Source organism: Streptomyces sp. NPDC057445, from assembly GCF_042802855.1.
In the GTDB taxonomy this organism is placed as follows: domain Bacteria; phylum Actinomycetota; class Actinomycetes; order Streptomycetales; family Streptomycetaceae; genus Streptomyces.
This window is the reverse complement of sequence record NZ_JBHVDH010000009.1, coordinates 50,878-65,213: the sequence shown is the minus strand read 5'-3', so window position 1 is coordinate 65,213 and position 14,336 is coordinate 50,878. Positions and strand designations below refer to the sequence as shown.

13 protein-coding genes and 2 pseudogenes are annotated in these 14,336 nt (G+C 67.8%); 11 read left to right on the top strand and 4 right to left on the bottom strand.

Annotated features, from left to right (window positions below; genetic code table 11):
* The first annotated feature begins 149 nt into the window (after window positions 1-149).
* The 5 genes from ACFU5O_RS20575 (at window position 150) to ACFU5O_RS20555 (ending at window position 5,135) form a co-directional block, all read left to right on the top strand.
* A complete protein-coding gene (locus tag ACFU5O_RS20575; RefSeq protein ID WP_384242392.1) occupies window positions 150-947 on the top strand; it encodes a polysaccharide deacetylase family protein in 798 nt (265 codons plus the stop codon).
* A gap of 251 nt (window positions 948-1,198) precedes the next feature.
* On the top strand, window positions 1,199-1,549 hold the full coding sequence (locus ACFU5O_RS20570) for a putative quinol monooxygenase (RefSeq protein WP_384242390.1): 351 nt from the start codon (window positions 1,199-1,201) through the stop codon (window positions 1,547-1,549).
* Window positions 1,550-2,346: 797 nt separating this feature from the next.
* The gene (locus ACFU5O_RS20565) at window positions 2,347-3,321 is read left to right on the top strand and encodes a zinc-dependent alcohol dehydrogenase family protein (protein WP_384242388.1); all 975 of its coding nucleotides are present in this window, start codon (window positions 2,347-2,349) and stop codon (window positions 3,319-3,321) included.
* Between the two features lie 359 nt (window positions 3,322-3,680).
* The gene (locus tag ACFU5O_RS20560; protein WP_384242386.1) at window positions 3,681-4,298 is read left to right on the top strand and encodes an NADPH-dependent F420 reductase; all 618 of its coding nucleotides are present in this window, start codon (window positions 3,681-3,683) and stop codon (window positions 4,296-4,298) included.
* Between the two features lie 39 nt (window positions 4,299-4,337).
* Window positions 4,338-5,135 (top strand): alcohol dehydrogenase catalytic domain-containing protein, encoded by a 798-nt coding sequence (locus tag ACFU5O_RS20555; RefSeq protein ID WP_384242383.1) that lies wholly within the window; start codon window positions 4,338-4,340, stop codon window positions 5,133-5,135.
* On the opposite strand, the gene ACFU5O_RS20550 is transcribed toward ACFU5O_RS20555, so the two are convergent.
* Window positions 5,030-6,256, bottom strand: a complete 1,227-nt coding sequence (locus ACFU5O_RS20550; protein WP_384242382.1) for a PP2C family protein-serine/threonine phosphatase — start codon at window positions 6,254-6,256, stop codon at window positions 5,030-5,032. The two genes, ACFU5O_RS20555 and ACFU5O_RS20550, sit on opposite strands and share 106 nt — an antisense overlap.
* A gap of 689 nt (window positions 6,257-6,945) precedes the next feature.
* Window positions 6,946-9,159 (bottom strand): PQQ-binding-like beta-propeller repeat protein, encoded by a 2,214-nt coding sequence (locus tag ACFU5O_RS20545; protein WP_384242381.1) that lies wholly within the window; start codon window positions 9,157-9,159, stop codon window positions 6,946-6,948.
* A 37-nt stretch (window positions 9,160-9,196) separates the two neighbouring features.
* On the opposite strand from ACFU5O_RS20545, the gene ACFU5O_RS20540 reads away from it, so the two are divergent.
* The 6 genes and pseudogenes from ACFU5O_RS20540 to ACFU5O_RS20515 form a co-directional block, all read left to right on the top strand.
* Entirely contained in the window at window positions 9,197-9,361 is a 165-nt protein-coding gene (locus ACFU5O_RS20540) for a hypothetical protein (RefSeq protein ID WP_384242378.1), read from the top strand.
* Window positions 9,362-9,603: 242 nt separating this feature from the next.
* Entirely contained in the window at window positions 9,604-10,059 is a 456-nt protein-coding gene (locus ACFU5O_RS20535) for a VOC family protein (protein WP_384242376.1), read from the top strand.
* Window positions 10,060-10,083: 24 nt separating this feature from the next.
* Complete coding sequence (locus tag ACFU5O_RS20530) at window positions 10,084-10,257, top strand: AMP-binding protein (RefSeq protein WP_384242374.1); 174 nt, start codon at window positions 10,084-10,086, stop codon at window positions 10,255-10,257.
* 439 nt (window positions 10,258-10,696) lie between these two features.
* Window positions 10,697-11,263 (top strand): OmpA family protein, encoded by a 567-nt coding sequence (locus tag ACFU5O_RS20525; RefSeq protein ID WP_384242372.1) that lies wholly within the window; start codon window positions 10,697-10,699, stop codon window positions 11,261-11,263.
* 97 nt (window positions 11,264-11,360) lie between these two features.
* Window positions 11,361-11,648: a hypothetical protein gene (locus ACFU5O_RS20520; RefSeq protein ID WP_384242370.1), complete on the top strand. Its 288-nt coding sequence runs from the start codon at window positions 11,361-11,363 to the stop codon at window positions 11,646-11,648.
* Window positions 11,649-11,729: 81 nt separating this feature from the next.
* Window positions 11,730-11,915 (top strand): annotated as a pseudogene (locus tag ACFU5O_RS20515) (transposase); the annotation flags it as partial.
* Here the strand turns inward: ACFU5O_RS20515 and ACFU5O_RS20510 are convergent.
* Entirely contained in the window at window positions 11,851-12,069 is a 219-nt protein-coding gene (locus ACFU5O_RS20510; protein WP_384242367.1) for an FAD-dependent oxidoreductase, read from the bottom strand. The pseudogene ACFU5O_RS20515 and the gene ACFU5O_RS20510 overlap by 65 nt on opposite strands.
* A 664-nt stretch (window positions 12,070-12,733) precedes the next feature.
* Window positions 12,734-13,505, bottom strand: a pseudogene (locus ACFU5O_RS20505) (sigma-70 family RNA polymerase sigma factor).
* Window positions 13,506-14,336: the final 831 nt, after the last annotated feature.

Sequence of the window (14,336 nt, the reverse complement as noted above, 5' to 3'; positions counted from 1 at the left end):
GCCGGCAACCAGCCGACGCCGAGGGTGGACGGGCCGCGCCCACGGAAATGTACGGGATCGGTAATAAGCGGATCCGTCACGCCGTAGCTCGCGTCCTCCCGGGGGCAAGTCAGGTGCAAGTCAGGCGCAGGGGAGAGCGGGGAACGGGCATGGGGCGGCATCGAAGCATGGGGATGAACGGCCGTGTAATCGCGGCGGCCATCGGCGTGGCGGGGATCACCGCCCTGGCAGCGGCGTGGACGACCCAGGCTGTCCCGGCCGGGAGCGAGTCGACCGCGCCTGCGAAGCCGAGGCCGATCGTGGGCCAGACCTCCGTTCCGGATCCCCAACTCCCGGCCCCCACCGTCAGCATGGATATCGCGCATGCCTCCGACATGGGTGCCAAGGGCGTCAACATTACGATCGACGATGGTCCGGACCCGACTTGGACGCCCCAGGTCCTCGACGTGCTCAAGGAGAACGGCGTCAAGGCGACCTTCTGCATGGTCGGAACGCAAGCCAAAGCTCATCCCGAACTTGTCAAGGCCGTGGTCGCGGACGGACACCGGCTGTGTGACCATTCCGTCTCCCACGACACGACGATGGGCACCGCGTCACGTGCCCGCCAGTCCCAGGAGATCCTGGATGCGGCGCGGATGATCAGCGAGGCCTCGGGGGGCGTCAAGCCGCTCTACTACCGTGCTCCGGGCGGCGCCTTCACTCCGTACAGCCGTCAGCTCGCTGCCTCGCACGGTATGCGTCCGCTGGGTTGGAACGTGGACTCCAAAGACTTCAAGCAACCCGGGGCGGCCGCGATGGTGGCGACCGTGAAGAACGAGATCGCAGGCGGTCCCACCATTCTGTTCCACGACGCGGGCGGAGACCGCAGCCAGACGGTTGCTGCTCTGCGCCAGGTCCTGCCGTGGCTCCGGGAGCAGGGATACGTCTTCGGCTTTCCGGTGCGATGAGGCCGCGGGGACTGATAGCCCCATTGATGCGCCGGACTCTCGGTCAGATTGTCGGTCCGTCAGGCCCAGGCTGTGACGCGGCGATGAGACAGGTTGAGGTAGTGGTTGTGGGATGAGGTCAATTGCTGGTTCGACCCCGAGTTGATGGGGTCACTGCCGGATGTGTTCCCGGCACGTCGGTGCAGGACTGGCAGGCAGCCCTTGGTCTTGTTGTGGAGCGGCTGGCGGTTCCAGCGGGGCCCGTCCGGTTGATGCTGTCCATGGTCCGCCTCCCCGAGGAGTTGAAGCAGCTTCTGCTCTCGTTCGTCGCGCCGACCCGGCAGGAGTCCGGCTGCCTGGAATACCACTTCCATGAAGATCGCAACGACCCCGGCGTCTTCGTCTTCTACGAGGCCTGGCGCTCCCAGGCCGATCTCGACGCCCACCTTGCCCTCCCCCACATACAAGTGTTCTGGGAGCGGCGCATGGACTACCTGCTGACCGATCTCGACGTCCGCTTTCTCGCCATGCACAGTCCCTACCAGTCACCGACTGGACCGGAGCGCGGCCTCTGGCACCCCAGTGACGCCGCGCCGAACCTGAATGTCTCAACCGACGGTTGAGATGCGACTTCCAAAGCCGCACACCGACCACTTGGTGCACTGAGGACACTGCGCTTGCCCCCTCGTCTACAGCTGCGGCGACGCGCTTGATCGATCCGTGGCGCACATCGCCTGCTGCGAAGACCCCGGGGATGCTGGTTTCGAACGGCAGCGGCCCACGCCCGAGGCCCTGCCAGCGCTGGCCGAGTTCTTCGGGCGGGATGTGCGCGTCGGTGAGGGTGAATCCGTTCTCGTCCACGGAGCAGTCGCCGTACAGCCAGCCGGAAGCGGGATCCGTCCGATGAAGCCCCGGCATGCGCACACGGGCGAATGCACACGGGGATCCGCTGTTTGAGCCAAGCCTCCCAGGCATCTGAGCCCCCCGCACGAGCAGCTGCTGTTCCTCCGCACGCGTACCTGCTCAGGGACGGCCCCGGCATCAGTCGTTGCCTTTGAGTGAGGTCCACGGCAGGGTGCGCACCTGCCGGTGCGCCGCCCTGGGTATAGTTATTGAGAATTAGGTACAGAATTCCCTAAACTGGACATCAGGATGTCGAAGACCTCCGTGGACGCCGAGGGTGTCGTCGATGCCCGCGGATCGCTCGACGAGCGGAGGCGCACGGTCCCTGCGGGTCTCAGCAGGCCGAACGCGCCGCCGGGTCTGCTGCTCACTCCGATGCCGGGCAGCCCGGGCACTCGACAAGGTCATCCGCCACGGGTCGTGAGGTGCTCATTGGCAGGTCCGGGCCCCACGACCTCGAAGCCCTCGGCTGCTCACCCCGTTCTTGATCCGCACTCACTGCTCGGAGACGAGTTCCATGCTCGCCATTCACCTCACCCGGTTCGGGGAGCCTGAGCAGAGCCTGAAAGTCGTGGACGTTCCTGAGCCTCCGGCTCCTGCCGCCGGGCAGGCGCTGATCCAGGTCGAGTACGCCCCGCTCGACCACCACGACCTGCTCCTGGCGCAGGGTACCTATCCGGTCCGGCCCGAACTGCCCAGCGCCATCGGCAACGAGGGAGCCGGCACGGTCCTGGCCGTCGGACCGGAGGTCACCCACATCCGCCCCGGCGACAGGGTCCTGCTTCCCTTCGGCACCTTCGCCTGGTCCGAACAGGTCCTGGCGGAGGCCGCGAAGCTGACCGCCGTGGACAGAACCATCAGCCTCGAACAGGCGGCGATGCTCAGCATCAACCCCACCGCCGCAGGTCTGCTGGTGGAGTCGCGTGACCTTCCGGCCGGCTCCTGGGTGGTGCAGAACGCGGCGAACAGCGGCGTCGGCCGGTCCGTTATCGCCTTCGCCAAGAAGCGCGGGCTTCGCACGATCAACATCGTCCGCCGCGAGGAACTCGTCGCCGAACTCGAGGACCTCGGCGCCGACATCGTGCTGCTCGACTCCCCGGACGTGGCCGAGCGCGTGCGTGCGACCACCGGCAACGAGCCGGTGCCGCTGGGGCTGGACGGCGTCAGTGGAAAGGCCACCTCGCTCCTGCTCGACGTGCTGACCGAAGGCGCCCTGCTGGTGATCTACGGCTACATGAGCGGCGAGCCCTTCACTCCCGACCAGCACGCGCTGAAGGCAAAGAACATCACCACAAGGGAGTTCTGGATGTACCAGGACGAATACCTTCCCCGTCATCCGGACCTCAGCGCGGAGTCCGCGCGGCTGGTCGCCGACGGAAAGCTCACGTTGCCCTCCGCCCCCGTCTACAAGGCCAAGGACTTCTCCGAGGCCCTCGCATACCTGCGGAGGAACGGCAAAGTCCTCCTGGACTTCAACCCTCACCGCCCGTAGGCATCGTCGCGGCCCGGTGCCGATACGGCACGAGTGACTGGATCCTGGGCGACGAGATCGACCCCCGATCTCCGCAGCAGCCTCATTCGCCGCACCCGTCGGGCGGCCGTTGCCAGAGGCGCCAGGCTTCGGGAGGCGCACATGGCCGGCGTGCCCCGCCGGTGCAGCTTCCCCGGTTCCGTCTATTCACCAATAGGCACATATTGCGATATAGGGCGGGAATGCTGAAGGCTCCCGACGGCGACGAGGGCGGCGGTGCCCCCTGCGGGTCTCTGCACCTGAACGCGCCGCCGGGTCGGCTGTGCGAACCGATACCGCGCAGCTGGCACGGACTTGGCACACGATCGAGGAAGAGCACCATGGACACACACCGCACCATCGGCGTACTCGGCGCAGGAGAGGTGGGGCAGGCGGTCGCCGACCAGACCATCCGCTACGGCCATGAGGTGGTCATCGGCAACAGCCGGGGCCCGCAGACCCTCGAAGCCCTCGTGGACAGGCTGGGGCCGAAGGCCCGCGCAGCAACGGCCGAGGAGGCGGCGAAACCGGAGCTGGTGATTCTCTCGGTGCCGTTCTTCGCCGTACCGGAACTGACGGACCTCACCAACTGGTCCGGGAAGATCGTCGTCGACACGACGAATCAGTTCGCAGCGGCCAACCCCTGGCGGGGCCGGTACGACGTCGGTGACCTCACGGGCAGCGAATGGGTCGCCCAGCACCTTCCGGGAGCCCGGGTCGTGAAGGCGCTCAACACACTGTTCGCCCCCTTCATCGCCGCTGACCCCCGGCATACCGAAGGACGGCAAGTGGCCTTCTACGCGGGCGACGACGCCGACGCGAAGACAGCGGTGGCCGGCTTGCTGGACCAGTTCGGATTCGCCGCCGTGGACCTTGGCGGTCTGCGTGAGGGCGGTCGGCTGATGCAACTGGACGGCGCACTCAGCGCGAAGCACCTGCTGCTTCAGGACGTCGGCTGACGCCTGCCCAAGCCTCACTCCAGCGCACAGGAGGAGCTCATGAACCGTCGAGTCGTCTACACCCGTGGCGGGTCGCCGGCCAACGTCGTGACCGTCATCGAGGAGCCGGAGCCGACAGCACCCGGGGCCGGTCAGGTCCTCATCCGCACCACCGCCTTCCCGGTGCACCCTGGTGATCTCCAGGCCGTTGAGGCCTACCCCGAGGAGGCGGCAAAGCCGATTCCCGCCGGCGTGGAGGGCACCGGCGTGCTGGAGGCGATCGGCCCGGGAACACGCGTGGCGCCGGGCGTCACGGTCGGCGGCCGCGTAACGGTCTTCCCTCACCCGGGGGCCTGGTCCCAGTGGATCGTGGCGGATGCCGGGGCGGTCATCGTCGTCCCGGACGAGCTGTCGGACGAGGTCGCCGCGCAGATGCTGGTGAACCCGCTCACCACGGTGATGCTGCGCCGTGAGGCGCAGGAGCACCTGGCCTTCGGATACGACGGTCTTCTGGTGCAGACCGCCGCGGGCTCGTCGGTCGGGCGGCTGCTGACGGGCGCGTCCCTGGTGCACAACCTGGCGCTCGTCAACGTCGTCCGCAGCGACCGCGGTGCCGCCGAACTGCGCAAGCGATTCCCGGACGTGCCGGTCGTGGCGACGGAGCATCCTGGCTGGACGGACGAGATACGCGAAGCAGCCGACGGCCGCCCGGTCAGTGTGGCCTGCCCCGTGCTGCGGCCCGCGGCGTGGTGTCAGAGGCGCACGACGATCAGGGCGATGTCGTCGCGGGCGCCGCCTGCCACTTCGAGGCGGGCGAGCAGGGCATCGGCGAGGCGGTCGGGGCTCAGGAGGGCATAGCGGGCCAGGGCGTCGGTGAGCCGGTCCAGGCCGGCGTCGATGTCCTCGCCGCGGCGTTCGACGAGTCCGTCGGTGTAGAGCACGAGGGTGTCACCGGGGGTGTAGGGCAGCGCGGCCTGGGGGCGGGGGACGTGTTCGGGGCGGGCGCCCAGGGGCGGGTCTGTGGCCCGGTCCAGCATGGTGCAGGCGCCGTCGTGGTGCAGCAGGACGGGCGGGGGGTGGCCGGCGCTGCTGTAGGTGATCCGGTGCCGGCTGGGGTCGATCACTGCCTTGACGGCGGTGGTGGCCACCGCTCCCTCCACCGATCGGGCGTACAGGCCGAGGACCTCCAGCGACCTGGCGGGCTCGTGCAGGGCCCGGACGGCGGCGCTCAGTGCGCTGCGGAGCATGCCCATGACGGTGGCGGCCGCCAGGCCGTGGCCGACGACGTCGCCGACCGCGACCGCGAAGCACTCACCGGGCAGGTCGACGACGTCGTACCAGTCGCCGCACACGTTCAGCGACCCGACCGCGGGCAGGTAGCGCACCGCAACATTCGGGTGCCGGACCAGGTCGGGCGAGTGGAGCATGGCTTCCTGCAGGGTGACGGCGACCTGGCGTTCCCGGCCGTGCGCCTGGCGCAGTTCCTCGTTCAGCCGCTGCAGCTCGCGCGCCCGCGCGTACAGCTCGGCCTCCATGGCCTTCCGTCCACCCCCCGCCCCGCCTTGTGGGCGGGAGAGGACGAACGCGGTCACGTCCTCCACCCGGTGGATGATCCACGCCACCTGCCCGTCCGGCCCGAGTACGGGGGTGTTGATCGGGGACCACCATCGCTCCTCGAACACCCCCGGCCTGGAGGCGACGGGGATGTCGTACTTCTGCACCGCCATCGTGTCGGGTTCCCTGGATCGCAGGACCCGGTCCAGCGAGGCGCCCAGGTTCCGCACCCCGTCGGCGTCCGGGTCCGCCGGATTGTCCGGGAAAGCAGCGAACAGATACTGCCCGACCAAGTCCTGCCTGCTCCGACCGGTCGCCCTCAGGTACGACTCGTTGACGTCGACGATCATCAAGTCGGGAGCCAGCACCAGATACGGACTGGGCGTAGCCGTGAAGACCGCCTTGTAATCGATGTGCGGTACCACGGTTTGTGCGTCCCTTCGACTGTCCTGGGTGTATTGCCAATCTACGAAACGCGCGGCGCCGGCGCCCGCCGACCTGCGCCATCGGTGTCGCACGAGACGACGGCAGCCCCCTCACGCTGACCGGTGTGATGCCGGAGGTGGCCTACTTCTGCTCGAGACCGTCCGTCAGCGGCGGTGATGTCCAGGGCCACGAGACCTGGCCCGGCAACGTGCTGTGCGTCCATTGCGTCGATTTCTTCGCGCACGGGGCAACGGCTCCCGACCACCTGGAGGCCCGCCGAAGCGCCGTGGACGACCCACATGTGTCCTGTGACAGCCAACCTTGAGCAGTGTCATCGAACTTTGAGTGATCGGGCCGTGGAACCAGTCCCAAGAGACCGTCGTCTCGCTCGGTACTCGTGATCCGTTGGAGGCGCCGTGGAATCCGATGGGCCGTGGTGGGCGATCATCGTGATTGCAGCCGGAGCGACGGTAGTCCTTGGCGCGATCCTTCTGTCCGTGGTCGCCGCAGTTGCCCTCGGGACGGGTTGGGTGCGACGGAGGCGCAGGGGCTAGTCCCGTGTCACGAACTCACGTGCGTCAAAGTTCGATGGCACACCTTCAAGACTCGCTGTCCAAGACAACACGGGTCACGTGCCGGGCACCGGGCACGGCCCATGGCGGACGACCGCGATAGGCGTGGAGCCTGGCTACAGGGCGATCGCGAGCAGGTCGCCTCCGTAAGTGCCGATGTAGAGGACTCCGTCGGACACCGTGGGCGACGACGGTGTGAAGAAGGTGTCCTTGGCGGCGAACCGCCAGCGTTCCTTGCTGGCGGCCATGTCCACGGCGTACAGGTGCCCGTCGTCACTGCCGAAGTAGACGACGCCGTTCACCACTGCCGGTGTGGAGTCCACACTGTCGGCCGTGGGGAACTTGAGCCGTTGCTGGGCGGTGGTGGCATCGACCCCGTACAGATTTCCGTCCTTGCTGCCGAAGTAGGCAATGCCGGCCACCACCGTCGCGGACGACGTGCCGACGGGGCCGCCTGCGGGGAAGTCCTCCCACTCGCCTCCATTGTCAGCCTTGACGGAACGCAGGCCGTCGTCGGATCCGACGTGGACGCGGTCGCCGGTCACAGTCGGTGTGGCATTCACGATCTTGTCCTGGAGCGACCTCCAACGCTCACTCCCGGTGGCCGCTTCCAGCGAGATGAGGCCCCTGCCGCTCCCGACGATGACGGCACCGTCCGCCACCGCCGGCGACGTCACCGATACGCCGGTGAGTGACGTCCAGCGCGGTTTGCCGTCGGCCGCGTCGACCGCGTGCACACCGTTGTTGCTGCCGATGTAGACAACTCCGTCCACCACGACGGGCGATGTGTAGTTGGGGCCGGTCCGGTAGGCCCAGCGCCGTTTGCCGGTGCCGGCGTCGACCGCGTACAGATTGCCGTCGCCGCTGCCCACGTAGACGGTCCCGTCCGCCACGGCCGGTGACGACTCGATCATCTCGCCGGTCCGGAACGTCCAGCGCTCCTTGCCTGTGCCGGAGTCGACAGCGTAGAGCGTGCCGTTGCCGCTGCCGACGTACACGACTCCGTCCGCGATCGCCGGCGTCGAATTGACGGTCTTGCCGGTGGGAAACACCCACAATTGTTGACCCGGCTGTGTGCCGGTGCGGTCGAGTACCCTCCACGCGGTGTAGCCGGCGCCGGCAACACCTACCCCTACGAGTCCGAACAGGGCCTGTCGTCGGGACAGCCCGAGACTTTGTGCTCCCGGTCGGCCGGTCGGAGCCGGCATGTACGGTCCCGGCCCGCCGGGAACCTTGTCCCGCGCTTCCTGCAGGGCGGGGGCGGGTCCGGGCAGAGCGGTGGTGGCCTGGGGTGCCCCGGCGTCCGGGGTCGAAGTGATGGCGGTGCCGACCGGTTTCGGGGGTTGCGCTGGTGGTGGGCCGTCGGAGGGTGCCGATGCCGGCACGGTCGAGGGCGACGGGGTGGCCGGTTGAGGAGCGGCGGCACGTGCGAGGACGGTTGCCGCGACCGTTTCGGGAAGCCAACCGGGCTTGTGCAGAGTCCGGCGGGCTTCCGGCGCGTCACCGTGGTCGCCGAGACGGTCCAGCAGGGCGGCGACGGTAGGACGCTGCCCTGCCTCCTTGGCCAGACAGTCGGCCACCAGGTCGCGCAGCACGGTCGGGAGGGCGTCCAGGTCCGGTTGCTCGTAGACGGCCCGGAAGTTCAGGGCGTGGGCGGATCCCGCACCGAACGGGCCAGTACCTGTCGCGGTGAACGCCAACACCGCACCCAGCGCGAAGACGTCGCAGGCCGGGCCCACGGGCTGTCCGGTGAGCTGTTCGGGAGCCATGTACCCGGGTGTGCCGATCACCGTTCCTGTCTGCGTGAGCACGCTGACGTCGGCCGCGGCGGAGATCCCGAAGTCGATCACCCGTGGACCGTCGGCCGCGAGCAGGACGTTCGACGGCTTCAGGTCCCTGTGGACCACTCCCGAACCGTGGATGGATTCCAGTGCCTCGGCCAGGCCCGCGCCCAGTGTCAGAGTGGCGTCCTGCGGCCACGGGCCGTTGGTCAAGACGGCTTCGCTCAGCGGTACCCCCGGCACGTACGCAGTTGCCAGCCATGCTGGTGATCCCTCAGGGTCGGCGTCGACGACCCCTGCGGTGAAGAACCCGTTCACCCGGCTCGCGGCGCCGACCTCCCGGGCGAACCGGCGACGGAATTCACCGTCCTCGGCGAGTTCCGGACGTACCACCTTCACCGCCACGGCACGGCCGCTCGGCGACCGGCCCAGGTACACCCGCCCCATGCCCCCGGCACCCAGCCGCGCGACGATCCGGTACCGCCCGATCGTCACCGGATCCCCGTCGGCCAGCGCCTCGAACGAACCCTGACCCGGTTCCCGATCCATCCCCACCCCCAGTGAACTTCAGCGGCCCCCCGCCGCCATGAAAGTGCCTCATCATCTCTCATCTGTCGGACACTTCGCGTACCTGGCCAACGTCCTCATCGAAACCAGCGCTCACTGGCTGCCCCTGATCGACCGGACAAGTCCCCAGTACGTCAAGCTCCAGTTCCGCAAGGCAGGCAGTACGGCCTACACCACCTTCTAGACGGTGAAGGCGAGCACCACCGGTGCCCTCAAGACCACTGTTACTCCGCCGGGGACCACGTCGACGTGCGCTGACCAGTGCCCGTACCGGCGGCCCCGCCAGGGCCGCCGGCACGGGCTCGAGGGCAGCGGAGGGCCCGGCGGCCAGCACGTCTGGCTCCCTTCCCGGCCGTGTTCATTCGTGCCCACGGACATCCATCCATCACTATGGAAGGAAACGTCCGATTACCTGGAGGCCTTGCCATGCACCGTGATGGTTTTCCTGCCCCGGATTCCGGGCTCCTCCTCACTCACTTTCTGACGGTGGCCGACGTAGCCAGATCTCGCGCCTTCTACACCGACGTTCTCGGCGGTGAGGTGGTGCTCGAGGAGAACCCCTGCACCATCAAGCTCGCCAACGGATGGATCATCATGAACCCGGGCGGCGGCCCCACCCCGGACAAGCCAGACGTCACCCTGCGCCCGCCCACCGACCCGAGCACGGTCAGCAGCTTCCTCAACCTCCGCGTCGCCGACATCGAGGCATGTCACCGAGAGTGGAGTGCGAAGGGCGCCGAGTTCCTCACGCCACCCATCGATCGCAAGGCCGAGCTGCGGTGCTACTTGCGTGACCCGGACGGCTATCTCATCGAAGTCGGGCAGGCCACCGGCATGCTGAACGGCGTCTACGCCGACCCGCCCGCCGGACCACCGCGCTGACCTCCCCCGCGCTGCTGCAGGCTCGTGGCGTCCGCCAGAGTGACCGGTTGGCCCCGATCATGCCCAACGTGCCGCACCTTCCCTGTCGCCCACTACGGCATCCTCCGCGCGGGCGGCGTCGTCGTGCCTACGAATCCGCTACTCATGGCCCGCGAGATCGCCTTCACTCTGCGCGACTCCGGGCCCGGACGGTGCTGACCTCTCCGATGCCGGCAGCCGAGGAGGCCGAGACCGACGCCCGTGCGGGAGCGAGGGGTTAGAGGCGGCTGTCGCGTTCTCGCTCGACGACGACGGATCGGTCCGCTGGGTGACGCTGGGCTTGCGTACCTCCAGCCCCGAGTGGTAAGCCCGGACCGCGTGCGAGGGTCACCGGGGGTCGAGCAAGGTGACCGACGTGACCACACACTGACCAGTACCTCGTCGCACGAGCCACTGAGAACTACGGCGTTGGGGAATTCTTGAGGCCGTGGCACGTGCGCAAGTCAGCAGCGGGCATCCTGTTGAGCAGTTGGCATTTCATCCGCGCTTCCCCTGGTCGCGGGCTTGGACTCGGAACGCCCGGCTGTCCACGTCTGGGACTGGGAGCAATACCGAGCTCGGCTTCCAACTGCCACCATCAAGCTGGGCGGCTGACCCCATGAACCGACACACAGCAGTCCTTCTCCCCGCCGCCGGCCTACTCACCCTCACCGGCTTCGCCGCACCGGCCCAGGCAGACGACGGGCAGCTCCGGCCGGGAGCTACCCTCGCCCCGCCGGTCATCGCCGACCTGCGCCTGGTGACCGCCGTCATCACCACCGTCTCGGGCACTGTCGACGACCGCCGCGAAGACACCACCGGCCAGACCACCGTGACGCTCGGCGCGAGGATCCTGTTCGGCAAGGACAGCGCCACACTGACCGCCGCCGCCCGTACCCGTATCCGCGCCGTCGCCGGTGAGATCCGCAGCTGGCACGCCACGAAAGCCACCATCGTCGGCTACACGGACGACCTCGGATCGGCTGCCCACGGCCTGACACTTTCCCGCCGGCGCGCCGAGGCGTGCGCGACGTCCTCCGCGACGAACTCGGTACCGGCTTCACCTACACCGTCAACTGATTCGGCGACGCCCATCCGGTCGCCGACAACAAGACCGAGCCCGGCAGGGAGAAGAACAGGCGCGTCACCATCTCCTTCCCCCGACAACCCTGAGCCCACCGAGTAGAGAGGCAGCTAGGGCGCGTATCGAGTCGTGTTCAAACTGCACCGCTTCATAAGCTGGTGGCGGCCGCCTGTAGCGACTCGTGTGGGATCATCCGTCTATGAGCAGCGACCTGGAAGTGAGCGCTCTGGCGATCAATGTCACGATCCCGCAGGCGCTCCGCTGGACGGACACTCGACGCGGTGAGGCGTTCACGCTGACCACACTCAACGTCCGGCTTCTCCCGGACGGTCGCCTAGCCGCAAAGGCCTATGGCCGACCAGTTGGTGGTGGTCGGGGCGCATACGTCTCGTTCCCTGTCCCCGACAAACCCGAACTGGCGGCCCTGGTCGCCGGTGCTGCCAGCCGTGCCGCGGCGTTGTGGGCCGCTCATCGTGGTCTCGGCTGAGCTTAGTCCGACTCGAAGGCGGACGGTGACAGTCCCGGACTTCGCTCTCGCGGCGCGGCCTGGAACGGTAGATCTTCTTGCGTGACGCGAGTGCAACTGACGGATCCTGAGTGGGAGTTCATCGAGCCGTACCTGCCGATCGGCGAGTACGGCCCGTACCCCGAGCGACTGCGGCAGCAGTTCGAGGGCGTGATCTGGCGGTTCAAGACGGGCGGGCAGTGGCGGGAGATGCGATGCGGTCCGCCTCCAGAACAGCGACGGTACGGCCTGAGCGCGCCAGCTCCCGCGCCGTGCAGAGCCCGGCCATCCCACCACCGATCACGGCGACATCCACTCGGATGTCGCTTCTCAGGGACGGATACCGGAGATCCGGGTCGTACTCCGTCCAAAGCGATCCCCCTGGTTGTCCGGGCAAGGTCATTACCTCCGGGTTCCGTGCGGGCTGGGCTCTGATTCATCGCCCTGTGAGCACCGGCTGTCTCTCGGCGGCTACCCGGCCCCCCGGGCCTGACCCATCAGGGCACCATCCGAGTGAAGTCCGCAAAGTCGGAAATAATGTTATCTATCTGAACATCAAGGAAAGGGGAGCGTCACGGCGAAGAAGCATCCGTCAGACGCAGAGAGGTTCAGCTGTCACATGAGACCTGACCAGCACGGATAATCCGAAGACATCGACGATGTCAACCAGGACAACCCTAGTGCTCCACGGACCTTCCACCCGAATGGCCATGCACCTGGTCCCTAGAGGAGGGCCGGCCTTCACGACGAGACAGGAAAGCCTCACTGTCTGGGGCCCCGGCAAAGTGAGACCGCGGTGGGAAGTCCCAAGAGAGGGGAATGCAGGACAAAGGCCGCCGCGGCCGCTCCAGCCGCCCACCGGCTCCACTTTTCGGCCCTTCACCGGCTCGCCGTACAAGATCCGACGGCTACTGATCACTTGAGGTTCCGTGACGGGGGACAACCGCAAGGAACTCACCCCGGCTGATGCCCCACACCTCCAGCATCACCCCGGAATCTCCGTGCCGCCACCCCTTGCGTTGCTCCCCCGGTCACCTCTGCGCGGACGGAGTCGGCCACGCGGGATGTCATTGTTCGGTGAGCATGTTGGTGCGCAGTTCGTTCAGGGTGCGGACGAGCAGCCGGGAGACGTGCATCTGGGAGATACCCAGTTCGGCCTCGATCTGGGCCTGGCTCAACTCGCGCCCGAAGCGTAGCTCCAGGATGGTGCGTTCGCGCTCGCCGAGTTCGGACAGGCGGGGCGAGCGCGTGGAAGTCCTCGACGAGTTCCATGCTGTGATCGGAAACGCCAATGTGGTCGGCGTAGGAGCGACCGCTTGCCAGGGTGGCCGGGCGGTCGTCCGGGTCGATGTTAAGGGTGTCCAGGGAGCTTGCGGTGTAGGTGGCGGCAATGAGCCCGTCGCTGACCTCCTCTTCGCTGAGCTCGAGGTGGACGGCCAGTTCGCCGACCGTGGGGTCACGGTCCAGTCGGTGGGCGAGGTGCTCTTTGGCTTTGGCGAGTTCCACGCGCGGTTAGGGCAGACGGCGGGGTACGTGGACGTCCCAGCAGGCGTCGAGGAAGTAGCGCATGACCTCGCCGCGGATGTACGGCAGGGCAAAGGAGGTGAAGGCCACCCCCCCGGCTGAGGTCGAACCGGCCGATGGCCTTGATCAGGCCGATCGTGCCGACCTGGAGGATGTCGTCCGCCTCCCCGTCGCCGCGGTTGCGGAACCCGACGACCGCGTTTTCACCAGCGAGAGGTTCATCTCGATCAGCGTGTTGCGGACGTACTGGTACTCGTGCGTGCCCTCCTCCAGCACGGCCAGCCGCTCCATGAAGGTCACGTTCAGTTGCCCCATCCTGGGGGCCACTTTCCTGCCGTCCTCCACACGGGGAAAGGCAGTCCGGGGAGGCCCGGGCGGAGGTGGTGGGCAGGCTGGTGATGGACGCCGTCACGAGGACTCACTTCCCAAACAGACGGCGGGCACTGTGACCGCGCTTCCCCGTTCCGGGTGGGGGCACGCAACCACATTCCAGCTACTCCGCACGGCAGCCGGAATCTGTGCCCGCCCAGGCCGGGCGGCTCGGCTCCCCGCGCCCTGGACGACTGCGAGACCGGTCATCACCCGGGTCGCGCGGCACGCAGGCGTCGGCGTCAAGCTGAGCGGCCACTCCGCCCAAGCCGGGTCACCACCAGCATCGAATAGGAGTAAGTGCACAAGGCCATGCGCTGGCGCTCCCCGTGGCCCAAGGCATCGGCCCGTGAGCCCATGGGCCCGCAACTTGAGGAGTTCGAGCGATGACCGAGTACACGGAGCCGATACCAGCGGAGCTACGCGCCCTCATGATCGAGGCGGGCGCCCTACAACGACGCATTCTCGATGTGCACCAGCGTCTGTGGGCCAGCGAGGAGACCCGGCGCAGTTCCTTCCACCTGGAGTGCGCTGCCGGAAACGTGCATCGGGCCAGGGAGGCCCTGGGAGAGACGGCAGGCGACCTCGCCCGCAGCCGCAGCGCCCGCGCCCCCCGCCTGTGCGATGTGCCTTGGGGCCTGTGCCCGGAGCACGGCAACACGCTGTCTGCGACAGGAGGCCGTGCCTGGTGCACCAATCATGGGTGCCAAAGGTCCTGGAGATACGACCGGCTCGCCAACACCTGCACAGAACCGGCCAGCCACAAGATCACCGACC